Source organism: Janthinobacterium sp. CG_23.4 (assembly GCF_029892305.1).
GTDB classification, from domain to species: Bacteria; Pseudomonadota; Gammaproteobacteria; order Burkholderiales; family Burkholderiaceae_D; genus Janthinobacterium; species Janthinobacterium lividum_D.
In genome coordinates this window covers 524863-546749 of sequence record NZ_JARXUX010000001.1, presented here as the reverse complement: position 1 = coordinate 546749, position 21887 = coordinate 524863, and the positions used below count along the sequence as shown (strand labels likewise).

Genomic DNA, 21887 nt, shown 5'->3' with positions numbered 1-21887 from the left:
GGTATTCCGCCGTGAATTGTGCACCGCTGGAGGTGCGCGTGGCTCAGGCGCACCTCCCGCAGGGGACGCGCTGAAAGTGGCTGGCATCGCTAATGCGCTGGCCTGGTGACGCGGACGGGAGTTCGATAAAACTGCGTCTGCTGGCGCTGTCCGCAAAGATGGGGCAGGAGGCGCCTGGGCGTAAATTATAACATCGACAGCACTTTTAGCCACGTTCTGTTGCGGCCAAACGCCCCGCCAAGCCGCCAAAACACTGAAAAGGCCGCTTGCCACGCTGCAGGCGATGCCGCGTCATCTATAATGGTTCCTTTTGCCAATCACACGCCAAATCATGGAATTAGCCAAGTCTTTCGAGCCCGCCGACATTGAACAATTCTGGCGCACCGAGTGGGAGCAGCGCGGTTACTTTACCGCCACCCTCGATGCCGGAAAACCTTCCTTCAGCATCCAGTTGCCGCCGCCGAACGTCACCGGCACCCTGCACATGGGCCATGCGTTCAACCAGACCATCATGGATGGCCTGACGCGCTACCACCGCATGCTCGGTCACAACACGGCCTGGATTCCCGGCACCGACCACGCCGGCATCGCCACGCAAATCGTCGTGCAGCGCCAGCTGGACGCGCAAAAGATTTCGCGCCATGACCTGGGACGCGAGAAATTCGTGGAAAAAGTGTGGGAATGGAAAGAAAAATCCGGTTCCATCATCACCGGGCAAATGCGCCGCCTGGGCGCCTCGGCCGACTGGCAGCGCGAATACTTCACGATGGATGAACCGCGCTCGAAAGTGGTCACCGACGTCTTCGTGCGCCTGTTCGAGCAAGGCCTGATCTACCGCGGCAAGCGCCTGGTCAACTGGGATCCCGTGCTGGGCACGGCGGTGTCGGACCTAGAAGTGGTGTCCGAGGAAGAAGACGGCTCCATGTGGTACATCAAGTACCCGCTGGCCGACGGCAGCGGTTTCCTGACGGTGGCCACGACGCGTCCTGAAACCATGCTGGGCGACGTGGCCGTGGCCGTCGATCCGACGGACGAGCGCTATTTGCCGCTGGTGGGCAAGATGCTGAAACTGCCTTTGAGCGATCGCGAAATCCCCATCATCGCCGACGAATACGTCGACAAGGAATTCGGCACCGGTTGCGTGAAGATTACGCCGGCGCACGACATGAACGATTACGCCGTGGGCCAGCGCCACAAACTGGCGCAAATCGTCATCCTGACGCTCGATGCCAAGATCACCGACGACGCGCCGGCAGCCTACCGCGGCATGGACCGCTTCGCCGCGCGCAAGCAGATCGTCGCCGACCTCGATGCGCAAGGCTTGCTCGAGCAAGTCAAGCCGCACAAGCTGATGGTGCCGCGCGGCGACCGCACCGGCGTCGTCATCGAGCCGATGCTGACGGACCAGTGGTTTGTCGCCATGAGCAAACCGGCCCCGGAAGGCACTTTCTTCCCCGGCAAATCGATCGCCGAAACCGCGCTGGACAAGGTCGCCAACGGCGACATCAAGTTCGTGCCGGAAAACTGGAGCACCACCTACAACCAATGGCTCAACAACATCCAGGATTGGTGCATCTCGCGCCAGCTGTGGTGGGGCCATCAAATCCCGGCCTGGTACGACGACAAGGGCAATATCTTTGTTGCCAAGACCGAAGCCGAGGCGCAAGCCAAGGCATTGGCCGCCGGTAGCACGGGCCCATTGAAGCGTGACGACGATGTGCTCGACACGTGGTTCTCGTCGGCCCTGGTGCCTTTCTCGACCATGGGCTGGCCCGAAGAAACGCCGGACATGAAGGCTTTCCTGCCATCGTCGGTGCTGGTGACGGGTTTCGACATCATCTTTTTCTGGGTCGCGCGCATGGTCATGATGACGGCGCACTTCACGGGCAAGGTGCCGTTTGACACCGTCTACGTGCACGGTCTGGTGCGCGACTCGACGGGACAGAAAATGTCCAAGTCGAAGGGCAATACGCTCGACCCGATCGACCTGATCGACGGCATCGACCTGGAAGGCTTGATCGTCAAGCGCACCACGGGACTGATGAACCCGCGCGACGCGGAAAAGATCACCAAGGCGACGCGCAAGGAATTTCCGGAAGGCATTTCCGCCTACGGCACCGACGCCGTGCGCTTCACCATGGCCAGCTATGCATCGCTGGGCCGCAATATCAACTTCGACCTGGGCCGCTGCGAAGGCTACCGCAACTTCTGCAACAAGATGTGGAATGCCACCCGTTTCGTCATGATGAATACGGAAGGCAAGGATTGCACTGCGAACGACGCCGATCTGTCGCAAGCGGACAAATGGATCATTTCCTTGCTGCAAAAAGCGGAACTGGACGTGGCCAAGGGCTTCGAAGACTTCCGTTTCGACAATATCGCCGCATCGATCTATAAATTCGTCTGGGACGAGTATTGCGACTGGTATCTGGAAGTGGCCAAGGTGCAAGTGCAGCAAGGTACGGAAGGCCAGCAGCGCGCCACCCGCCACACCCTGCTGCGCGTGCTGGAAGTGGTGCTGCGCCTGGCCCATCCGATCATCCCCTTCGTCACGGAAGCGCTGTGGCAGACGGTCGCGCCTTTGGCCGGCAAGACGCTCAAGCCAGAGGGCGATTCCATCATGATGCAGCCGTACCCGATCGCCAACACCGACAAGATCGATGAAGCGGCCGAAGCGTGGATGCAGCAGCTGAAAGCGTTGACGGATGCGACACGCAACCTGCGCGGCGAAATGCAGATTTCTCCTTCCGTGCGCGTGCCGCTGATCGTCGAAGCGGGCAATGCGACGGAAAAGGCAGCACTGGCCTCGTACGCGCCCTACATCCAGTCGCTGGGCAAGCTGGCCGAAGTGCAGATCGTCGATGCGCTGCCAGACTCGCCTGCCGCCGTCGCCATCGTCGGCACCACCAAGCTGATGCTGAAAGTGGAAATCGACGTGGCCGCCGAACGCGAACGCCTGGGCAAGGAAATCGCCCGCATCGAAGCGGAAATTGCCAAAGTAAATGGCAAATTAGGCAATGAGAGCTTTGTCGCGCGCGCCCCGGCCGCCATTGTTGCGCAAGAAAACGAGCGTCTGCTCAGTTTTTCGGCCACAATTGAAAAATTGCGCGAACAGTTTGCTAAACTAGCCAGCGCATAAGGCAAGTTTGGCAAGATTGCGCGGCGTCCTGCGTGACGCCGCGCAGCACTGCTGGTCTTGCCTTGATATATAGAATGTTCGCGATCCGATCAAAAAAACATAGGAGACTAGCAATGCATAAAATATCCAAAGCAAGCGTCGCAGCAAGCATCATGATGGCCGCCCTGGCTATCGCCGGCAGCGCCGCCGCGCGCGACGGCAACCACAGCGCAGTCGGCACGTGGAAAACCATCGACGACGCCACCGGCAAACCGAAATCGCTGGTCGTCATCACGGAAAGCAACGGTGTCTTGCAAGGCAAGATTGACAAGCTGTTCCGTAGCCCGAATGAAGATCCAAACCCCAAGTGCGACAAGTGCACGGGCGCCAACAAGGACCAGCCCATCATCGGCCTGGTGATCTTGTCCGGCCTGAAATATGACGGCAAGGAATGGGCGGGCGGCGAAATCACGGATCCGGCCAGCGGCAAGGTCTACAAGAGCAAGGCTGAACTGACGGAAGGCGGCAGCAAGCTGCAAGTGCGCGGCTATGTCGGTGTGCCGATGTTTGGCCGTTCGCAGACGTGGTTGCGCGAAGAATAAGCAGCGCACGCACGGCCCCGCTGAAGCCGGCCCTGCGCCGGCTTTTTTACGTCTGGCGCACGGCTGGCGCCGGCTTGCGGTGATGCTTGCTCAGATGCCGGTCCAGGCTGTTGGCGAACTGCTGCCGGTCGGACTGGCTGAAGGCGGCCGGGCCACCGGTGTCCACGCCGCCACTGCGCAATTCTTCCATGAAGGCGCGCATCGTCAATTGCTGGGCGATATTGTCCTTCGTGTAAAAATCGCCACGCGGATTGAGCGCAAAACCGCCCTTGGTCAGCACGTCGGCCGCCAGCGGAATATCGCCCGTGATGACGAGGTCGCCCGGATTCAACAGCCGCACGATTTCCTGGTCCGCCACATCGGCACCGGACGGCACTTGCACGGTGCGAATAAAACGCGACGGCGGCACGCGCAAGCCCTGGTTGGCTACCAGGATGAGCGGCAACTCCAGGCGCTCGGCCACGCGGTACAGGATTTCCTTGATGACCACGGGGCAGGCATCGGCGTCGATCCAGATTTGCATGCTCGGCATACTCGGTTGACGCTCGTGCGCCATCACAGTTCCCACGCTTCACCACCGGGGCCGGTGCGCGGCGCGCTGACGCCGAAGTGCAGATAGGCCGCTGGCGTAGCGACCCTGCCACGCGGCGTGCGCTGCAAAAAGCCTTGCTGGATCAAATACGGTTCCAGTACGTCTTCGATGGTATCGGCCGCTTCGCCGATGGCGGCTGCCAGGTTGCCGATGCCAACGGGGCCGCCGCCGAACTTGAACAGCACCGCTTCGAGCAGCTTGCGGTCCATCACGTCAAAGCCCACGGAATCGACGTCGAGCATGGCCAGCGCGCGGTCGGCCACCACCTTGGTAATGTCGCCATTGCTTTTGACTTCCGCGAAATCGCGCACGCGGCGCAGCAAGCGGTTGGCGATGCGCGGCGTGCCACGCGCGCGCTGGGCGATTTCAAGCGCGCCTTCGGGGTCGATCGGGGCTTTCAGCAAAGCGGCGCTGCGCGTGACGATCTTCGTCAATTCGCCCGTGTTATAGAACTCCAGGCGCGCGACGATGCCAAAACGGTCGCGCAGCGGATTGGTCAGCATGCCGGCGCGCGTGGTGGCGCCGACCAGGGTAAACGGCTGCAAATCGAGCTTCACGGAACGCGCAGCCGGGCCTTCGCCGATCATGATATCGATTTGATAATCTTCGAGCGCCGGATACAGGATCTCTTCCACAACCGGTGACAGCCGGTGGATTTCATCGATGAACAGGACGTCGTTCGCTTCCAGGTTCGTCAAAATCGCCGCCAGGTCGCCCGGGCGTTCCAGCACGGGGCCCGAGGTCTGGCGCAGATTGACGCCCATTTCGCGCGCAATGATGTGCGCCAGGGTCGTCTTGCCCAGGCCAGGTGGCCCGAACAGCAAGGTATGGTCGAGCGCTTCCTTGCGCTGGCGCGCGGCCGTGATGAAAATTTCCAGCTGGCCACGGATCTTTTCCTGCCCCACGTACTCGTCGAGTTGCTTGGGGCGCAAGGCCCGTTCGATGGCCTCTTCGTTATGCGAGATGGGCGCCGCGTCGATGATGCGCTGCTCCGTGAAGATATCGGTCTGGATGCTCATGCAGTGTTCCCGTTAGCCTTTCGACAGCGCTTTCAGCGCCAGTTTGATGCCGTCCGACACGCCACTGCTGGTCGGCACGTTTTTCACGGCTGCCATTGCTTCCTTGTCCGAATAGCCCAGCGCCAGCAGGGCATTGAGGATATCGGACTGCGCATCGGGCGCAGCGTGTGCGCCTAGCGGGCCGAGATCCGCACCGATCTTGCCCTTCAATTCCAACAGCAGGCGTTCGGCCGTCTTCTTGCCGATGCCAGGCACTCTGACCAGGCGGCCCGAATCTTGCAAGGTGATCGCTTGCGCCAGGTCGGCAATCGTCATGCCCGACAGGATGGACAAGGCCATGCGCGCGCCCACGCCCGTGATCTTGATCAACTGGCGAAACACGGCCCGCTCGGCCGCATTGCCGAAGCCAAACAGCAGGTGCGCATCTTCACGGATGGCCTGGTGCGTGAACAGCACGACTTTTTCGCCCACTTGGGGCAAGTTGTAGAACGTGCTCATCGGCACATCGACTTCATAGCCGACGCCCTGGCAATCGACCAGCAATTGTGGCGGATTCTTTTCAAGCAAAATACCGGAGAGACGACCTATCATCGCGTGTTCCTAATGTTGTGTATATATATGAGGGCCATGCGCCTATCCCACTAAACGGCCGCGCTTCATGCGCAAGCCTTGCAGTTGGGGCGCCACCGCGCCGAGCATGGCCAGCGCATCGATACTGTTGGCATGGCAAATGGCCACGCCCAGCGCATCGGCCGCATCCGTACCAGGCAAGCCGGGCAAGGACAGCAGTCGCGCCACCATCTCCTGCACCTGCTCCTTGGCCGCCTTGCCGTGGCCCGTGACGGCTTGTTTCACTTGCAGCGCCGTGTATTCGGCCACCGACAGGTCGGCATGCACGAGCGCGCAAATGGCCGCGCCGCGCGCCTGGCCCAGCAGCAGAGTCGATTGGGGATTGACGTTGACAAACACTTTTTCGATGGCCGCGCAGTCGGGCCGGTAAGTGCTGACGATTTCGCTCACGCCGTGCAAGATGATCTTCAGGCGCGGCGGCAATTGCTCTTCGGAACCGGTCTTGACGGTCCCCGAAGCGATATAGCGCAGCTTGTTGCCGTGTTTTTCAATGACCCCAAAGCCGGTCGTGCGCAGCCCAGGATCGATGCCAAGAATAATCATCGCCAGATTCTATAATGAATACGGCAGACACCGGTGAATAACCGGTGCCTGCCGTTCTATACATCGTCACCCCACAAGCAACATCCGGGGTCAGACCCGGCGGGTCTGACCCCAGCATTTGCCGTTGGGTTTAATTAATGACGGAAATGACGCGTGCCCGTGTAGAGCATGACCACGCCGCGCTCGTCCGCCGCATCGATCACTTCCTGGTCGCGCATGGAGCCGCCCGGGTGGATCACGCAGGTCGCGCCCGCGTCGACGACGACGTCGAGGCCGTCGCGGAACGGGAAGAAAGCGTCCGACGCCACCACCGAGCCGGTCAGCGACAGGCCAGCGTTTTGCGCCTTGATCGATGCGATGCGGGCCGAGTCGATACGGCTCATCTGGCCAGCGCCCACGCCCAGGGTCATGTTATTGCCACAGAAGACGATGGCGTTCGACTTGACGAATTTCGCTACTTTCCAGGCGAACATCAGGTCGGACAATTGCTGCGGCGTTGGCTGCAGCTTGCTGACCACGCGCAAGTCGCCGACGCCGACGTTTTTCGCATCCGGCGATTGCACCAGCAAGCCGCCACCGACGCGCTTGAAGTCCATGGCGTTGACGCCGCTGCCCAGCGCGATTTCCAGCATGCGCACGTTTTGCTTGCTCGACAGAATCTGTTTCGCTTCGGCCGAGAACGATGGCGCGATCAGCACTTCGACGAACAGCTTGGCGATTTCGGCGGCGGTGGCGCCGTCGAGTTCCGTGTTGAAGGCGATGATGCCGCCAAACGCGGAAGTCGGGTCGGTCTGCAGGGCGCGCGCATAGGCTTGAGCCGCATTCTTGCCCAGCGCGACGCCGCACGGGTTGGCGTGCTTGACGATGACGCAGGCAGCGCTTTGCTCAAAGCCGCCCAGACTCTTCACGCACTCCCAGGCGGCATCGGCATCGGCGATGTTGTTGTACGACAATTCCTTGCCTTGCAACTGGCGGTAGTTGGCCAGCGCGCCATCGATCGTGATCAGATCGCGGTAGAAAGCGGCGCTCTGATGCGGATTTTCACCGTAACGCATGTCTTGCACTTTCTCAAATGCAACGTTCAACACTTGCGGGTAGGCGCCGCGCTCGGCGTGCACTTTCGTCGGCCCCAGGCTGGTCAGGTAGTTGGTGATGGCGCCATCGTATTGCGCCGTATGCGCAAAGACTTTTTTCGCCAGCATGAACTTGGTATCGTAGCTGACCGTGCCGGCCGTGCCGTCGGCCGAGCGCAATTCCGCCAGCACAGCGTCGTAGTCGGTCGGATCGCAGATGACGACGACGTCCTTGTGGTTCTTGGCTGCCGAACGCAACATGGTCGGGCCGCCGATATCGATGTTTTCGATCGCGTCTTCCAGCGTGCAATCGGCCTTGGCGACCGTGCCCTGGAATGGATACAGGTTGACCACCACCATGTCGATGGTCGGCATGTCGTGCTCGACCAGTTTCGACATATGCTCGGGGAAATCGCGGCGCGCCAGGATACCGCCGTGCACTTTCGGGTGCAAGGTCTTCACACGGCCATCGAGCATCTCCGGGAAACCCGTGTAATCGGCAACTTCCGTGACGGGAACACCGTTGTCTGCCAGTAATTTGGCGGTACCGCCGGTGGACAGGAGGTTGACGCCGAGGGCAGACAGGGCACGCGCGAATTCGAGAACGCCGGTCTTGTCGGAAACGGAAAGGAGAGCTTGTTTGATCATGGCTGTGGCTAGGTGGTTAAGTGTTCTTGGCGAATGGCGCCGCTCAGTCGTCTGGCTGCGGCGGCGGCGGATTCAAATCTTGGCGTCACTTGCATGCCGGCATTACAGCAAACCGTGCTCCTGCAATTTCTTGCGCAAGGTGTTGCGGTTGATGCCCAGCATCTGCGCGGCGTGCGACTGGTTGCCATCGGCGCGTGTCATCACGACCTCCAGGATGGGCTTTTCCACGGTCAGCACGACCATGTCATAGATATTCGATGCTTGTTGTTCGCCCAGGTCATTGAAGTAATCTTCTAGACTTTTCTGTACGACTTCCTGAATGCTTTCTTTGCTCATTTGTATGCTTCAACCGGCTGAACACCAGGCAATCGGGTGCCGCGCCGCTCATGCGGTCCGCGTGCTGCCATCTTGCCCCGGTGTTGTAATTAATATTGCATGACGCTCTGTATAGGCGCTCGCCCTTGTATTACTGCTAACTTAGCTACTGCTAACTTATTTTCCTGCTTGTGTTATCTGCTCATGCTGCCGTGGCCGTAGGTTTGATCACATCGATCAGGCCACTTTCACTCGATTCGGAGAGGCGGTATTGTAACCGCTCGCCAAATTTCCATTGCGACTCAAAAAATTGATCGACGGCCAGCAATTGCGCGTCCGTCGACTCCAGCAAGTTCATTTGCTGGCGGAACGCTTCGCCGCCTTCCAGGTCCTGCACATACCAACCGATGTGCTTGCGTGCTGTGCGCACACCGAGGAATTCGCCGTAAAACGCGTAATGGGCGCGCAAATGCTCATCCATCAAGGTGCGTACTTCGTCCACGTAGGGCGCCGGCAGCAAGGTGCCGGTACGCAAGAAATGGTCGATTTCGCGACAAATCCACGGCCGCCCCTGCGCCGCGCGGCCGATCATGACGGCATCGGCACCCGTCTGATCGAGCACGAAGCGGGCCTTCTGGGGGCTGGTGATGTCGCCATTGGCGACCACTGGAATGCCCACCGATGCTTTCACTGCGGCAATAGTTTCATATTCGGCATCACCTTTGTAGCCATCGGCGCGCGTGCGGCCGTGCAAGGTCAGCATCTGGATGCCGGCCTGCTCGGCGATGCGGGCGATGCGCAAGGCATTTTTGTTTTCGCGGTTCCAGCCCGTGCGAAACTTCAAGGTAACGGGCACATCAACGGCGTTGACGACGGCGTGCAAAATCCGTTCGACCAGGCTTTCGTTTTGCAGCAAGGCCGAACCGCACCAGCTGTTGCATACCTTCTTCACGGGGCAACCCATGTTGATGTCGATGATCTGCGCACCGCGGTCGACGTTGAACTTGGCGCAATCGGCCAGGTCTTGTGGATCGGCGCCGGCGATTTGCACGGCTTTCGGCTCCATTTCGCCTTCGTGATCCGTGCGACGCGTGCTTTTTTCCGTCGCCCACAGGCGCGGATTCGACGCCGCCATCTCCGACACGGCATAGCCGGCACCCAGTTGCTTGCACAACTGACGGAAAGGCCGGTCCGTCACGCCCGCCATGGGAGCGACGAAAACGTTGTTGCGCAGAATGTGAGGGCCGATTTGCACTGAAGAACCTGGAATGGACGGGGTAACCTGCTATTTTAACCGATTCCCTGCCTAAATAATAAGCACTATTTTTCGATCAGTGCGTCAGAGTGACTATGGGGCCGCGTAGAGCGCTGTTAGCCCAGCTCGTCCATCGCGGGCGCGCTCAGATGTTCGATATTTCCCCAGTGCACTAAATGCAGCTTGCCGTCGGCATACGAAAAACGGTTGACGCTGGCATTTTTCACCTGGAAGTCACGCGGGCTGTCGAGCGCCATGCCGAGCGCTTCGCGGTAGGCACACTCAAGCACGCCGCCGTGCGCCACGATGGCAATCGTCTGGCCCTCATACTGCTGGGCCCAGCGGGCGATGGCGCCATTGGCGCGCGCATAAAACTGGCGGAAACTCTCCGCCTCGCGCTCGCCGGACGGCATCACGGCATCGATCTGCCGCGATTGCCATTGCGCATACTCATGTGCATAGCGCGCCGCAATGTCGGCATACAGCAAGCCTTCGAAGGCGCCATAGCAACGCTCGCGCAGCAAAGGATCTATTTGCACGGGCAAGTCTTGCACATCGGCCACGGCTTGCGCCGTCTGCTGCGCGCGTTGCAAATCGCTGGCAATGATAGCGGCCAGCGGTGCGTCCGCCAGCGCCTGCCCCAGCGCCCCCGCTTGCGCCAGGCCCGCCGCGTTCAAGGCGATATCGATATGGCCCTGCAGGCGGCGGCCCGCATTCCAGGCCGTTTCGCCATGGCGTATGAGTAAAATCGTGGTGCTCATGCTTTATTTCTTCAGGGTAAGTGCCAGCTCGGGGTTGAGCGAGTAGGCAACGACGAGCTGGGCTTCGTCGAGGATGTGGCCGTACAGAGCGGCGTGCGCTTGCTGCCCGGTAAAACGCTGGGGCAAGGCCAGTTGCGGCACGTCGAGCGCATACAGACGGAAAAGGTAATGGTGGATGCGCTCGTCATTCCATGGCGGACACGGTCCATCATAGCCGTAATAATCGCCGGCCATGGCGGCATCACCGGCAAACCAGCCCGTATAGTCATTCAGGCCCTGGCGCAATGGCAGCCCAGCACCAGTGCCAGTGCCAGTAGCGGCAGCCTTGCCGCGCGGCGTCATGCCGCTGGAAAATTCACCGGCGGCAATAGCGCGCATGGCGGGCGGCAAATCGAGCAAGCTCCAGTGATAAAAGTTGCTGCGCGGCGCCGTCAGCGGCAGCGATTGGTCGTTGCGGTTGGCCAGGCTGGCGTCTTGCGGCGCATCGGGGTCGATGCAGAACAGGGCCAGCGACTCGGTACCGTTAGGCACCTCGTCCCAAGCCAGATGGGGATTGCGGTTGCCGGCGAGGCGCACGCGGCTGGCTGGATCGATCTCGGAAAAAGCATACTCGGCCGGCATCAGCCCGCCATCACGAAACGTCTCGCTCCACAATTTCATCGCCTGCTCCCCTTTAGCACTTCATTTATTGCTTTGCATTGACCTGCAGCCAGAAGGTGACGGGCCCGTCGTTCGTCAGCGACACTTGCATGTCGGCACCGAACTGCCCCGTTTGCACGCCCGCATGGCGGCTGCGCGCCTGTTCCACGAAATGCGTGAACAGGCGCAAGCCATCGTGCGGTGCGGCCGCCGGCGTAAATGACGGGCGCGTGCCGGACTTGGTATCGGCCGCCAGGGTGAACTGGGGCACCAGCAGCAAGCCGCCTGCCACATCGGTCACGCTGCGGTTCATCTTGCCCGCCGCGTCAGCAAACACGCGATAGCCGAGCAATTTGGCCAGCAAGGCTTCTGCTTCCTTTTCCGTATCGCCGCGCTCCGCACACACCAGCACCATCAGGCCGGCGTCGATGGCGCCGATGGTGGCGCCGGCAACGTCGACCTTTGCCTGCGTCACTCTTTGCAGCAGCGCAATCATGGCGTCAAGGTGACGCGCGCGAAACTGCGCTTGCCAACTTGCAAGACGAACTCACCGGCCGCCACTTGCAGCGCCTTGTCGCTGATGACGGTGCCGTCGATGCGCACGCCGCCCTGGTCGATCTTGCGCATGGCTTCCGAGGTCGATGGGCACAGGCCCGCCTGCTTGAGCAATTGCGGAATGCCCAGCGGCGCGCCAGCCAGCGTCACCGCCGCGATATCGTCGGGAATGCCGCCCTTGGAGCGGTTGACGAAATCGGTCAGCGCATCTTGCGCTGCCTGCTGCGAGTGGAAACGGGCAACGATTTCTTGCGCCAGCGCAACCTTGGCATCGCGCGGATTGCGTCCACCCTCGACTTCGCGCTTCAGCTGTGCCAGTTCGTCGATGGAACGCCACGACAGCAACTCGTAGTAACGCCACATCATGACGTCGGAAATGCTCATCAGCTTGGCGAACATGGTATTGCCCGGTTCGGTGATGCCGATGTAGTTATTCTTCGACTTGGACATTTTTTCCACGCCATCGAGGCCCTCCAGCAGCGGCATGGTCAAGATACACTGCTGCTCCTGGCCATACTGCTTTTGCAGTTCGCGGCCCACCAGCAGGTTGAACTTCTGGTCCGTGCCACCCAGTTCCAGGTCCGATTTCAGGGCCACCGAGTCGTAACCTTGCATCAGCGGGTACAGGAATTCATGCACGGAAATAGGAATGCCGCCCTGGAAGCGCTTGGTGAAGTCGTCGCGCTCGATCATGCGCGCCACCGTGTAGTGGGAAGCGAGCTTGATGATGCCGCGCGCGCCCAGCGGATCGCACCACTCGGAGTTATAGCGGATTTCGGTCTTGCTGGCGTCCAACACTAAAGATGCTTGCGCGAAATACGTCATCGCGTTAATCTCGATCTGTTCCTTGGTCAAAGGCGGGCGCGTGATGTTGCGGCCCGAAGGGTCGCCGATCATCGAAGTGAAGTCGCCAATAAGGAAAATGACTTGATGGCCGAGGTTTTGCAGCTGGCGCATTTTGTTCAATACGACAGTATGGCCCAGGTGCAAGTCGGGTGCAGTCGGATCCAGGCCCAGCTTGATGCGCAGTGGAACACCGCTTTTCTCGGAGCGCGCTAATTTTTGCGCAAATTCGCTTTCGATCAAGAGTTCATCGACGCCACGCTTGGTAATGGCGAGGGCTTCTTGTACTCTGTCCGACAGCGGAAGTGCGGCCTGAGCGGCGTTAGCCTTGGCAGGCGATGCAGTGGTGTTGATTTCCATAAAATTTGACTGTAGATCTCAAAATGGTAGTAGGTTTTCGGAGTTTGCTATAATGCTCGATCCCATCAATCTTGCCGTATGAAAACGAACCAAAATAACAATAACAAAGAGCATTAGTTCAGGTCACGTTCAAGGGCAAATTTTAACTGATTGCATGAACCCTATACATAAAATCACAGGCTCACGCTTGTACACACAGCTGGCGGCGACACGCAAGGCACGCATTATCAGCGTGTCGGCAGTGCTGCTCGCCGTGGCCGCCTTCGGCGCGGTCGCTGTTTCTCCCATGGCGCCCGACGCATCCGACTTGCCAGTGACCTCGATCGCGCAAAATCTGGAAATGCCGGATCTGGCTTCGCAAATTTCCGCGATGGAACAGGTAGACCAGAATTTCACCCACGAAGAAAAAGTCCGCGCTGGCGATACCCTCGCCACCCTGCTGACCCGTCTCGGCGTGGATGATGCGGCCGCTGCCAATTTCATCAAAACCGACAAGATCGCGCGCGGCGTGATGTTGCTGAAATCAGGCAAGCGCGTGCAAGCGCAAACGTCCGAAAACGGCGAACTCAACTGGATGCGCGCCACCCTCGTCGATGGCAGCGACAAATCGGTCAAGAACATCATGATCACCCGCAAGGGCGACAAATTCGTGGCCACGGAAGTGGCAGCCCAACTGGAACGCCGCGTTGAAATGCATGCGCGCAAGATTACCTCCACCCTGTTCGCCGCCACCGACTCCAGCCTGGACGGTACGCGCCTGCCAGACTCGATTTCCGCACAAATCGTGGAAATGTTCTCCACCAATATCGACTTCCGCTCCGACCTGAAACGCGGCGACTCGTTTAATGTCGTCTACGAAACTTTCTGGCAAGATGGCGAATTCGTCCGAGCGGGCCGCATCCTGGCCGGTGAATTCACCAACCGCGGCACGACTTACCAGTCCGTTTGGTTCGAAGACCCAGCCAGCAAGCAAGGCGGCGGTTACTACAGTTTCGACGGCAAGTCCCTCAAAAAAGCCTTCCTGAAATCCCCCCTCGAATTCTCGCGCATCTCGTCCGGTTTCTCCATGCGCGTGCACCCGATTTCGGGCAACTGGAAAGCGCACAAGGGTATCGATTTTGCTGCAGCAACGGGCACGCCTATCCGCGCCTCGGGCGATGCCGTGGTCGAGTCCGTTGGCACTCAAAACGGCTATGGCAATGTGGTTGTTCTGAAGCACTGGGCCAACTACAGCACCGCCTATGCCCACATGAGCCGCTTCGCTTCAGGCTTGAAAAAAGGTCAAAAAGTGAGCCAGGGCGACGTGATCGGCTATGTTGGCAGCACCGGCTGGTCGACAGGCGCACATTTGCACTATGAATTTCGCGTCGGCGGCGTGGCACAAGATCCAAGCAAGCTGAACGTACAAGCCCAGGCGCCGCTGACGGCTGCCGAGCTGAGCCGCTTCCGCACGGTATCGGCTGACATGATGCACCGCTTCACCCTGCTGCGTCCGAACGACAGGGCACTGGCGTCGCGCTAAACGACACTGCAACATTGCGATGCTGCCTTCGGGCATCAGACAAAGGCACCGCCCATGCAAATGGCCGGTGTCTTTGTTTTATGCGCGCAGGAAAATGCGGCACAATGCAGCCATGACTGACGCACTCAAGGAAACACCCATGCTGTATATCGGTTTGATGTCGGGCACCAGCCTGGACGGCGTCGACGGCGCGCTGGTCGACTTTTCCGACCAGGGCACGCGCAGCCTGGGCGACGCCTATATTGCCTTTCCCGCCAGCCTGCGCGCCGACCTGATGGCATTGCAAAGTGCGGGCCAGAATGAAATCGAACGCGAAGCGCTGGCGGCCAATCAACTCGTGCGCCATTACGCCGACTGCGTCGCCATGCTCTTGAGCAAGGCGGGCATAGGCGCCGATGCCATCAGCGCCATCGGCGCACACGGCCAGACTATCCGCCACCGCCCCGAACTGGGCTTTACGCGCCAGTTGAATAATCCAGCCCTGCTGGCCGAACTGACGGGCATCGACGTCGTCGCCGACTTGCGCAGCCGCGACGTGGCGGCCGGCGGTCAGGGCGCGCCACTGGTGCCGGCCTTCCATCAAGCCATTTTCAATCAGCCCGGCCACACACGCGTGCTGGCCAATATCGGCGGCATCAGCAACATCAGCGTGCTGCACGCGGATGGCAAGGTGAGCGGCTACGACACGGGTCCGGGCAATGCGTTGATGGATGGCTGGGTCTTGCAGCACCAGGGCCAGCCGTATGACGCCAACGGCGCCTGGGCCGCCACGGGGCAGGTCATCCCTGCCCTGTTGACAGACTTGCTCAATGAAGCGTATTTTGATTTGCCGGCGCCGAAAAGCACGGGCCGCGACCTGTTCCATGCCGACTGGCTGCAATCTAAGCTGGCCGGGTATTCCTCTGCCCTGCCGGCTGACGTACAAGCGACCCTGACACAGCTGACAGCCGTCAGCCTGGCGCAGGCCATCGCGCGCGACGGCGCGCAGGCGGAAAACGTGTATGTGTGTGGCGGCGGCGCGCAGAACGCCAGCCTGATGGCAGCGCTGGCCGCTCAATTGCCGGGCATGGCGGTGGCATCGACGCAAGCGCTGGGCGTGGCACCGAGCCAGGTCGAGGCGCTGGCATTTGCCTGGCTGGCATGGCGTTTTACACAGCGTCAGCCCGGCAACTTGCCTGCCGTGACCGGCGCGATGGGTGTGCGGGTGCTCGGCGCGCTATATCCGCGTTGAGCAGACGCACAAAAACGAGTAGCGGATCAATGATCCGCTATTTTCATGCTGCGCCGGCAAACCGGTGTGCCTGAAAAGCGTTCAGGGCAAGGCGCATTGCCAAAGACAGTACAAATAGTACGGCGAGGCAATGCAACGCCGCCATGGACGTTTTCTCAGGTGTGCTTATACCGAGAACGAAGAACCGCAACCGCAGGTGGAGGTGGCGGTCGGATTCTTGATCACGAACTGCGCGCCTTCCAGGTCATCCTTGTAGTCGATTTCCGCGCCGACCAGATACTGGTAGCTCATGGAATCGATCAACAGCTGGACGCCGTTCTTGACCATGGTGGTGTCATCTTCATTGACGATTTCGTCGAAGGTGAAACCGTACTGGAAGCCGGAACAGCCGCCACCCTGCACGAAAACGCGCAATTTCAGGTCGGGATTACCTTCTTCTTCGATCAGCTGCGCGACTTTTTCGGCGGCGCTATCGGTAAAGATAATAGGTGAAGGGATCACATCTTGCATTTCAGCGACGGCATTCATAACGGACACTCCTACTAGAAAACGTTACCTCATTATAGACTGTTGGCGCAACTCGCGCTGCGCACCACCTTTAAAACCTGCTGCGCGTCGCGCTTTGCCTGGTAGCCTGCAAAACAGTGTTGTTCCTGCTCACACTTCCGACACGGCCAGGTGCAGCACCGGGTCGGCGCTGTCGTGGCGACTCAGCTTGCCCTGCACCAATGCGCCACTGTGCATTTCCAGCACCTTGTAGTAGACCTCGCCGAGAATGCGGGCTTTGGGCTGGATTTCAAGCATTTCAGACACATACACGGGGCCATTGATCTCGCCGCTGACGACCAGGCTGGAGCAGCGCACTTCGCCATCGATGCGCCCCGCCTCGCCCAGCACGACATAGGTGGGCGCACCCGGCTCGCCCCTGACATTGCCGCGCACCTGGCCATCGATGCGCAGGCCGCCGCAAAACAGGACGTCACCCTCGATCCGCGTGGTAGCGCCGATCAGGGTATCGATGGGGGTTTTCGCATTGCGCTCGAACATGAACGTCATCCTGTCGGGGTCGATAGCAGCTCAATTTATCACAGGTCCGGCAAAATGACGCCGGACCTGCGCAAGCACGACTGCCGATTTTTATGGCATCAGGGCAATGTGTTGCAAACCGGCCGTTTCTTGCAAGCCGAACATCAAGTTCATGCACTGTACGGCCTGACCCGATGCGCCCTTGACCAGATTATCCTGCACCACCAGCACGATGACGGTGTTGCCGCCCTCGGGACGGTGCAAGGCCAGGCGCAGCATGTTCGAGCCGCGCGTGGAACGCGTTTCCGGATGCGAGCCGAATGGCATCACGTCGACGAAAGGCTCATCCTTGTATTGCTCCTCGAACAAGGCTTGCAATGCTTCATTGCTGACGTCCTTGTTCAGCTGCGCGTACAGGGTCGAATGCATGCCGCGTATCATCGGCACCAGGTGCGGCGTAAAGGTCAGCGCCACTTTCTCATCCGTGAAACGCTGCAATTGCGCCGTCGTTTCCGGCAAGTGACGGTGACCGGCCACGCCGTAGGCTTTAAAGCTGTCGCTGCTTTCCGAGAACAGGATGCCGATTTCCGCCTTGCGGCCAGCGCCGGACACGCCCGACTTGCAGTCGGCGATCAAGCCGCCCGCATGCACCAAGCCAGCCTTGAGCAGCGGGTAAAAGCCCAACTGCATGGTGGTCGGATAACAACCGGGGTTGGCGATCAGCTTGGCTTGCTTGATATCTTCGCGGTTCAGTTCCGGCAAGCCGTACACGGCCTGTTCGATCAACTCGGGCGCCGTGTGGGCGATCTTGTACCACTGCTCGAACTTGGCCTGGTCTTTCAGGCGGAAGTCGGCGGCCAGGTCGATGACTTTCACGCCGGCAGCCAGCAGCGCTGGTGCTTGCGCCATGGCAACACCATGTGGCGTGGCAAAGAAGACCACGTCACACTGCTCCAGATTGGCTTTGTCCGGCGCGGAAAACGCCAGTTTCACATGACCACGAAGGGAAGGATACATGTCAGCAACGGGCAAGCCATCTTCCTTGCGCGAGGTAATCGCCGTCAACTCAACATCAGGATGAGTTGCCAGCAAGCGCAGCAATTCCACGCCCGTGTATCCAGTGCCGCCGACGATGCCAACTTTAATCATGTTCTTTCCTTGTGTTTAGAGTGCATAAGATTGCATAAAGATGAGCAGAAACGCCGCCCATGCGCGTTTTGCGCGTATTTTACAGCGCAACGACGCATTGCGCTGAAATGCAAAAAAGCCGCAGGACCGAAGTCCAGCGGCTTTTCGACCAGCACCATAAAGATGCTGTAGCGTAAAAATTAACGCTTCGAGAATTGCTTTGCGCGACGTGCTTTGCGCAGACCAACTTTTTTACGCTCGACTTCACGTGCATCGCGGGTAACGAAGCCAGCTTTTGCCAGTTCCGGTTTCAACGCTGCATCGTAGTCGATCAGAGCGCGGGTGATGCCGTGACGAACTGCACCAGCCTGGCCCGACTCACCGCCGCCATGAACGTTGACTTTGATGTCGAAACGCTCGACATTGCCGGTCAGTTCCAGTGGTTGACGGATGACCATCAGACCCGTTTCGCGCGAAAAGTATTCGTTTGCTGGTTTGCCGTTAACAACGATCAAGCCTGTGCCAACTTTGATAAAAACCCGAGCCACTGCACTTTTGCGACGGCCGGTTCCATAATTGTAATTACCGATCATGTCAGTTCCTTAGAGAACAAGTGCTTTAGGTTGCTGAGCAGCGTGCGGATGGGAACCTTCCGCGTACACTTTCAGCTTCTTGATCATTGCGTAGCCGAGTGGGCCTTTAGGCAACATGCCTTTGACCGCTTTCTCAAGCGCGCGACCTGGAAAACGCTGTTGCATTTTCTGGAAGTTGGTTTCGTAGATGCCGCCTGGATAGCCAGAGTGACGGTAGTAAATTTTCTCAGTAGCTTTGGTACCGGTCACACGCAGTTTGCCTGCGTTGATGACGACGATAAAGTCGCCGGTATCGACGTGAGGAGTAAATTCTGGTTTGTGTTTGCCGCGCAGTCGGAGTGCCACTTCGCTGGCAACACGTCCGAGGACTTTGTCCGTCGCGTCAACCACGAACCAATCGCGCTGGACTTCATGTCCTTTAGCGGAAAATGTTTTCATGTTGACTTCCTAATAGATTACACGCTCAAATGGTGGTTCCGCCGAAGCTGCCGTGCGGACTCTGCCTTATTTACTTTTCCTGAGCGAACGGAAAGCCGACAAGTATAAGCGGCTTTGCCTTGCCGCGTCAAGCGACGATGCAGACCCGCTGCGCCCTGGCGAGCCGCACATGGACCGGCCTTCCTCTATTACAATACCCAACGCTTACAATTTTCGGAGAGTACGATGGAATGCAAAGTCAGCTGGAATGGCCCTTCGGGCATGAGTTTTCGGGCAGAAACCGGTTCCGGCCACATGGTGAGCATGGATGGCGCGCCCGATGGCGGCGGCCACAACTTGGCGCCACGCCCGATGGAAATGGTCTTGCTGGGCACGGGCGGCTGCACCGCCTATGACGTGGTGCTGATCCTGAAACGCGGGCGCGAAGCCGTCAGCGGCTGCGAAGTGAGCCTGAAGGCCGAGCGCGCCGACACCGATCCGAAAGTGTTTACCAAGATCCACTTCCACTTCACCGTGCGAGGCAAGGCCCTGAAACCGGCGGCCGTGGAACGGGCCGTTTCGTTGTCGCACGACAAATATTGCTCGGCGTCTATCATGCTCGCCAAAACGGCCGAGATCACGCATTCCTTCGAGATCATCGAAGAAAGCGCCTGACCAAACCTACTGCGCGTCGGTATAGGCGGCCTGCGATGCTCGCCGTGCTCTAGCACGGCTGCGCTTCTCGACCGCCTCTCCCTTCCGCTCGCTACGGTTTTGTCAGGCGTTTCACGGCTCAGGCAGCTTTTGAATCGGCAGCTTTTCTCAAAACACCTGAAAAATGTTCAGGGCAAGGCGCAATGCCGAAGACAGTACGAATAGTACGGCGAGGCAGTGCAACGCAGCCATGGACTTTTTCTCAGGTGTTTTTAAATATAGTAGGCCGTCTTGGTCATGACTTTGCCCATGATGCCCATCAACGCCTTGACGGGCGCCGGAGTCTCGATGGCGCCTAATCGCTGAGCGGCGGCGCCGTGTTCGATCTCGTCGATGGCCATCTGCTTGACGATGGCGCGCGACTTGGCGTCCTGCGGCGGCAATTCTTGCAAGTGGCTGGCCAGGTGCGCCTCCACCTGGCGCTCTGTTTCCACCACAAAACCCAGGCTGCGGCCGTCGCCCATGCGCGCGGCGATGGTGCCCAACGCAAAGGAACCCGCATACCACAGAGGATTGAGCAGGCTCAAACGCGAACCGAGCTCCGTCAGGCGCTGCGCCGTCCAGGCCAGGTGATCTTCCTCTTCGCGCCCCGCTTCATCAAACTGGGCGCGGATGGCCGGGCTGCGCGCATAGCGCGCCTGCGAGTTGTACAAGGCTTGGGCGCACACTTCGCCCACGTGGTTGACGCGCATCAAGCCGGCGCTGTGGCGCTGCTCGGGCGCACTCAGCTGCGCATCGGGCGCGTGCGCAGCCGGCGAGGGGCGCGAGGCCGAAGCTACGCCAGCGATGACGCGCAGGGCCTTGTCGGCGCCAACAATCAAACGATCCAGGGGGTCAAGATATCGGTTCGCGGTCATCATGGATATTCATGTAGGAGAAAACATGATTATAGGCCGATCAGGGACAGACGTATCCACGCCGCGCGCAGGGTGAAAAGGGCTTTATTGACTTGTGCGCGCTTTTTCCTGCTCGATCCAATCGACCACGGGGCCAACGGCGTCCAGGCCGGACAGGCTTTTCGCCACGCCCAGGTTGAGTGAAACCAGGAAAGAAATGCTGTCGACGGGGATGTCCGGGCAATGCTGGGCAAACGCGGCAAGAAACCGCTCTGACTGCAGCACGCGCAAGACTTTCTCACCGCTCATGAATTGCAACACGCTGGCGATGCTGTGCCCGCCACCAATCGAGTGATAAATAAAACGGTTGTACTGCGCGTCGATCTGCTTGAAGTCGAGGGTTTCTTGCGTCATCAAGCTGGCCAGATAGTACAAACCCAGGCTGACGCGGAAGAAACCAATGGCTTCGGCGCTCGTCATGCCGGCGCGCGCCACAGCGAGTACCTTGTCCTGCATTGCCTGATCGATCGTTTGCATTGCGCTCTCCCGCGCCGTCCGCCGGCGCCTACCGAGCCAGCTTGCATGAAGATGCTGTTTTTTTCAATAGACCATACGATATTTCCACCTTGCAAGTTACATTTTTTGCATGCTACTCTCGCTCTTCACCGTTGAATGGATGGCATACATGATTGAGGTCAAACACCTGGCAAAACGTTTTCGCATGCCCCCCCACAAAGGCAAGGGCGCACACGTCAGCGATCCGCGCGAACATGCGGGCTGGTTTCACGCCGTGCGCGACGTCAGTTTCAGCTGCGCCGCGGGCGAAGTGCTGGGCCTGCTGGGGCCGAATGGGGCCGGCAAGACCACCACGTTGCGCCTGCTGTCGACGGCCTTGCAAGCGGACGCGGGTAGCGCCCTCGTCAATGGCGTCGATGTGCTGCAGCAACCGCTGGTAGCGCGCCAGAGCATCGGCTTTCTGTCCGGTTCGACAGGGCTATATGGCCGCCTGACGGCGCGCGAGAACGTCGAGTACTTTGGCCGTCTGCATGGCATGCCGGCCGATAAACTCAAGCGCCGCTGCGACGAGCTGTTTGCGCTGCTGCAGATGGAGGACTACGGCGGCAAGCGGGCCGATCAGTTGTCAACCGGCATGCAACAAAAGTGCGCGATCGCCCGCACCGTCGTGCATGAGCCGCAAGTGGTGATCCTCGACGAGCCGACCACGGGCCTCGATGTGATGTCGGCCAAGATCCTGCTCGACTTCATCGCCAGCTACAAGGCGCTGCGCGTGCCGCTGATCTTTTCCACGCACCATCTGCACGAAGTGGAAAAGCTGTGCGACCGCGTTTGCATCATCAACCGCGGCACTACCGCCTTCAATGGCACGGTCAATGAACTGCGCCAGCTGGGCGGCAGTGCCGATCTATACGACGCTTTCGTCAGCGTCATCAAGCAGGGAAGCTGAGC

General features: G+C 59.6%; 24 protein-coding genes. 6 read left to right on the top strand and 18 right to left on the bottom strand.

Annotation, left to right across the window (positions count from 1 at the left end):
- Positions 1-331: 331 nt before the first annotated feature.
- Together H4V96_RS02465 and H4V96_RS02460 are read left to right on the top strand one after the other, a co-directional pair.
- On the top strand, positions 332-3139 hold the full coding sequence (locus H4V96_RS02465) for a valine--tRNA ligase (RefSeq protein WP_010393334.1): 2808 nt from the start codon (positions 332-334) through the stop codon (positions 3137-3139).
- A 113-nt stretch (positions 3140-3252) separates the two neighbouring features.
- Complete coding sequence (locus H4V96_RS02460) at positions 3253-3720, top strand: DUF2147 domain-containing protein (protein WP_196856066.1); 468 nt, start codon at positions 3253-3255, stop codon at positions 3718-3720.
- Between the two features lie 46 nt (positions 3721-3766).
- Here the strand turns inward: H4V96_RS02460 and H4V96_RS02455 are convergent, their stop codons facing one another.
- The 11 genes from H4V96_RS02455 to tyrS form a co-directional block, all read right to left on the bottom strand.
- Complete coding sequence (locus H4V96_RS02455) at positions 3767-4243, bottom strand: YaiI/YqxD family protein (protein WP_043460334.1); 477 nt, start codon at positions 4241-4243, stop codon at positions 3767-3769.
- 32 nt (positions 4244-4275) lie between these two features.
- Positions 4276-5331 carry a Holliday junction branch migration DNA helicase RuvB gene (gene ruvB / locus H4V96_RS02450; RefSeq protein WP_196856067.1) on the bottom strand — a complete coding sequence of 352 codons (1056 nt, stop codon included), beginning with the start codon at positions 5329-5331 and terminating at the stop codon, positions 4276-4278.
- A gap of 12 nt (positions 5332-5343) precedes the next feature.
- On the bottom strand, positions 5344-5922 hold the full coding sequence (ruvA, locus tag H4V96_RS02445; protein ID WP_196856068.1) for a Holliday junction branch migration protein RuvA: 579 nt from the start codon (positions 5920-5922) through the stop codon (positions 5344-5346).
- Between the two features lie 42 nt (positions 5923-5964).
- Positions 5965-6504, bottom strand: a complete 540-nt coding sequence (gene ruvC / locus H4V96_RS02440; RefSeq protein ID WP_010393321.1) for a crossover junction endodeoxyribonuclease RuvC — start codon at positions 6502-6504, stop codon at positions 5965-5967.
- Between the two features lie 134 nt (positions 6505-6638).
- Positions 6639-8225, bottom strand: coding sequence for a bifunctional phosphoribosylaminoimidazolecarboxamide formyltransferase/IMP cyclohydrolase (purH, locus tag H4V96_RS02435; protein ID WP_070345814.1), 1587 nt, complete (start codon positions 8223-8225; stop codon positions 6639-6641).
- A 102-nt stretch (positions 8226-8327) separates the two neighbouring features.
- The gene (locus H4V96_RS02430) at positions 8328-8561 is read right to left on the bottom strand and encodes a helix-turn-helix domain-containing protein (RefSeq protein ID WP_008445162.1); all 234 of its coding nucleotides are present in this window, start codon (positions 8559-8561) and stop codon (positions 8328-8330) included.
- A gap of 181 nt (positions 8562-8742) precedes the next feature.
- Positions 8743-9795, bottom strand: coding sequence for a tRNA dihydrouridine synthase DusB (dusB, locus tag H4V96_RS02425; protein ID WP_080570545.1), 1053 nt, complete (start codon positions 9793-9795; stop codon positions 8743-8745).
- Between the two features lie 116 nt (positions 9796-9911).
- On the bottom strand, positions 9912-10556 hold the full coding sequence (locus H4V96_RS02420) for a histidine phosphatase family protein (RefSeq protein ID WP_196856069.1): 645 nt from the start codon (positions 10554-10556) through the stop codon (positions 9912-9914).
- Positions 10557-10559: 3 nt separating this feature from the next.
- Positions 10560-11216 (bottom strand): YbhB/YbcL family Raf kinase inhibitor-like protein, encoded by a 657-nt coding sequence (locus H4V96_RS02415; protein WP_196856070.1) that lies wholly within the window; start codon positions 11214-11216, stop codon positions 10560-10562.
- 25 nt (positions 11217-11241) lie between these two features.
- Positions 11242-11691 carry a D-aminoacyl-tRNA deacylase gene (dtd, locus tag H4V96_RS02410; RefSeq protein WP_196856071.1) on the bottom strand — a complete coding sequence of 150 codons (450 nt, stop codon included), beginning with the start codon at positions 11689-11691 and terminating at the stop codon, positions 11242-11244.
- A complete protein-coding gene (tyrS, locus tag H4V96_RS02405; RefSeq protein WP_070345816.1) occupies positions 11688-12953 on the bottom strand; it encodes a tyrosine--tRNA ligase in 1266 nt (421 codons plus the stop codon). The genes dtd and tyrS overlap by 4 nt, the downstream gene beginning before the upstream one ends.
- Before the next feature lie 154 nt (positions 12954-13107).
- Here tyrS and H4V96_RS02400 point away from each other — a divergent pair, with 154 nt between their 5' ends.
- Positions 13108-14475, top strand: a complete 1368-nt coding sequence (locus tag H4V96_RS02400) for a M23 family metallopeptidase (protein WP_010393298.1) — start codon at positions 13108-13110, stop codon at positions 14473-14475.
- A 112-nt stretch (positions 14476-14587) separates the two neighbouring features.
- Entirely contained in the window at positions 14588-15706 is a 1119-nt protein-coding gene (locus H4V96_RS02395) for an anhydro-N-acetylmuramic acid kinase (RefSeq protein ID WP_280720675.1), read from the top strand.
- A 165-nt stretch (positions 15707-15871) separates the two neighbouring features.
- Here the strand turns inward: H4V96_RS02395 and erpA are convergent, their stop codons facing one another.
- From erpA to rplM, 5 genes are all read right to left on the bottom strand, one after another.
- Positions 15872-16234, bottom strand: coding sequence for an iron-sulfur cluster insertion protein ErpA (gene erpA, locus H4V96_RS02390; RefSeq protein WP_029496047.1), 363 nt, complete (start codon positions 16232-16234; stop codon positions 15872-15874).
- A gap of 129 nt (positions 16235-16363) precedes the next feature.
- On the bottom strand, positions 16364-16753 hold the full coding sequence (locus H4V96_RS02385; protein WP_010393290.1) for a polymer-forming cytoskeletal protein: 390 nt from the start codon (positions 16751-16753) through the stop codon (positions 16364-16366).
- Between the two features lie 90 nt (positions 16754-16843).
- Entirely contained in the window at positions 16844-17881 is a 1038-nt protein-coding gene (gene argC, locus H4V96_RS02380) for an N-acetyl-gamma-glutamyl-phosphate reductase (protein WP_196856072.1), read from the bottom strand.
- A 179-nt stretch (positions 17882-18060) separates the two neighbouring features.
- Entirely contained in the window at positions 18061-18453 is a 393-nt protein-coding gene (rpsI, locus tag H4V96_RS02375; RefSeq protein ID WP_010393285.1) for a 30S ribosomal protein S9, read from the bottom strand.
- Positions 18454-18462: 9 nt separating this feature from the next.
- Positions 18463-18891 (bottom strand): 50S ribosomal protein L13, encoded by a 429-nt coding sequence (gene rplM, locus H4V96_RS02370; RefSeq protein ID WP_010393282.1) that lies wholly within the window; start codon positions 18889-18891, stop codon positions 18463-18465.
- 225 nt (positions 18892-19116) lie between these two features.
- On the opposite strand from rplM, the gene H4V96_RS02365 reads away from it, so the two are divergent.
- Positions 19117-19545, top strand: coding sequence for an OsmC family protein (locus H4V96_RS02365; RefSeq protein ID WP_196856073.1), 429 nt, complete (start codon positions 19117-19119; stop codon positions 19543-19545).
- Positions 19546-19796: 251 nt separating this feature from the next.
- On the opposite strand, the gene coq7 is transcribed toward H4V96_RS02365, so the two are convergent.
- Positions 19797-20441, bottom strand: coding sequence for a 2-polyprenyl-3-methyl-6-methoxy-1,4-benzoquinone monooxygenase (gene coq7, locus H4V96_RS02360; RefSeq protein ID WP_196856111.1), 645 nt, complete (start codon positions 20439-20441; stop codon positions 19797-19799).
- A gap of 84 nt (positions 20442-20525) precedes the next feature.
- Positions 20526-20957: a hypothetical protein gene (locus H4V96_RS02355; protein WP_196856074.1), complete on the bottom strand. Its 432-nt coding sequence runs from the start codon at positions 20955-20957 to the stop codon at positions 20526-20528.
- Positions 20958-21105: 148 nt separating this feature from the next.
- Here H4V96_RS02355 and H4V96_RS02350 point away from each other — a divergent pair, with 148 nt between their 5' ends.
- Entirely contained in the window at positions 21106-21885 is a 780-nt protein-coding gene (locus tag H4V96_RS02350) for an ATP-binding cassette domain-containing protein (RefSeq protein ID WP_196856075.1), read from the top strand.
- Positions 21886-21887: the final 2 nt, after the last annotated feature.

Bases quoted from the DNA above. Each gene is read 5' to 3' on its own strand.
- rpsI (WP_010393285.1), bottom strand. From the start codon at position 18,453: ATGATCGGTAATTACAATTATGGAACCGGCCGTCGCAAAAGTGCAGTG.
- H4V96_RS02395 (WP_280720675.1), top strand. From the start codon at position 14,588: ATGACTGACGCACTCAAGGAAACACCCATGCTGTATATCGGTTTGATG.
- H4V96_RS02415 (WP_196856070.1), bottom strand. From the start codon at position 11,216: ATGAAATTGTGGAGCGAGACGTTTCGTGATGGCGGGCTGATGCCGGCC.
- dtd (WP_196856071.1), bottom strand. From the start codon at position 11,691: ATGATTGCGCTGCTGCAAAGAGTGACGCAGGCAAAGGTCGACGTTGCC.
- ruvC (WP_010393321.1), bottom strand. From the start codon at position 6,504: ATGATTATTCTTGGCATCGATCCTGGGCTGCGCACGACCGGCTTTGGG.
- erpA (WP_029496047.1), bottom strand. From the start codon at position 16,234: ATGAATGCCGTCGCTGAAATGCAAGATGTGATCCCTTCACCTATTATC.
- coq7 (WP_196856111.1), bottom strand. From the start codon at position 20,441: ATGACCGCGAACCGATATCTTGACCCCCTGGATCGTTTGATTGTTGGC.
- H4V96_RS02400 (WP_010393298.1), top strand. From the start codon at position 13,108: ATGAACCCTATACATAAAATCACAGGCTCACGCTTGTACACACAGCTG.
- purH (WP_070345814.1), bottom strand. From the start codon at position 8,225: ATGATCAAACAAGCTCTCCTTTCCGTTTCCGACAAGACCGGCGTTCTC.
- ruvB (WP_196856067.1), bottom strand. From the start codon at position 5,331: ATGAGCATCCAGACCGATATCTTCACGGAGCAGCGCATCATCGACGCG.
- H4V96_RS02455 (WP_043460334.1), bottom strand. From the start codon at position 4,243: ATGCAAATCTGGATCGACGCCGATGCCTGCCCCGTGGTCATCAAGGAA.
- H4V96_RS02430 (WP_008445162.1), bottom strand. From the start codon at position 8,561: ATGAGCAAAGAAAGCATTCAGGAAGTCGTACAGAAAAGTCTAGAAGAT.
- H4V96_RS02460 (WP_196856066.1), top strand. From the start codon at position 3,253: ATGCATAAAATATCCAAAGCAAGCGTCGCAGCAAGCATCATGATGGCC.
- H4V96_RS02350 (WP_196856075.1), top strand. From the start codon at position 21,106: ATGATTGAGGTCAAACACCTGGCAAAACGTTTTCGCATGCCCCCCCAC.
- tyrS (WP_070345816.1), bottom strand. From the start codon at position 12,953: ATGGAAATCAACACCACTGCATCGCCTGCCAAGGCTAACGCCGCTCAG.
- H4V96_RS02365 (WP_196856073.1), top strand. From the start codon at position 19,117: ATGGAATGCAAAGTCAGCTGGAATGGCCCTTCGGGCATGAGTTTTCGG.
- argC (WP_196856072.1), bottom strand. From the start codon at position 17,881: ATGATTAAAGTTGGCATCGTCGGCGGCACTGGATACACGGGCGTGGAA.
- H4V96_RS02465 (WP_010393334.1), top strand. From the start codon at position 332: ATGGAATTAGCCAAGTCTTTCGAGCCCGCCGACATTGAACAATTCTGG.
- H4V96_RS02355 (WP_196856074.1), bottom strand. From the start codon at position 20,957: ATGCAAACGATCGATCAGGCAATGCAGGACAAGGTACTCGCTGTGGCG.
- ruvA (WP_196856068.1), bottom strand. From the start codon at position 5,922: ATGATAGGTCGTCTCTCCGGTATTTTGCTTGAAAAGAATCCGCCACAA.
- H4V96_RS02420 (WP_196856069.1), bottom strand. From the start codon at position 10,556: ATGAGCACCACGATTTTACTCATACGCCATGGCGAAACGGCCTGGAAT.
- rplM (WP_010393282.1), bottom strand. From the start codon at position 18,891: ATGAAAACATTTTCCGCTAAAGGACATGAAGTCCAGCGCGATTGGTTC.
- H4V96_RS02385 (WP_010393290.1), bottom strand. From the start codon at position 16,753: ATGTTCGAGCGCAATGCGAAAACCCCCATCGATACCCTGATCGGCGCT.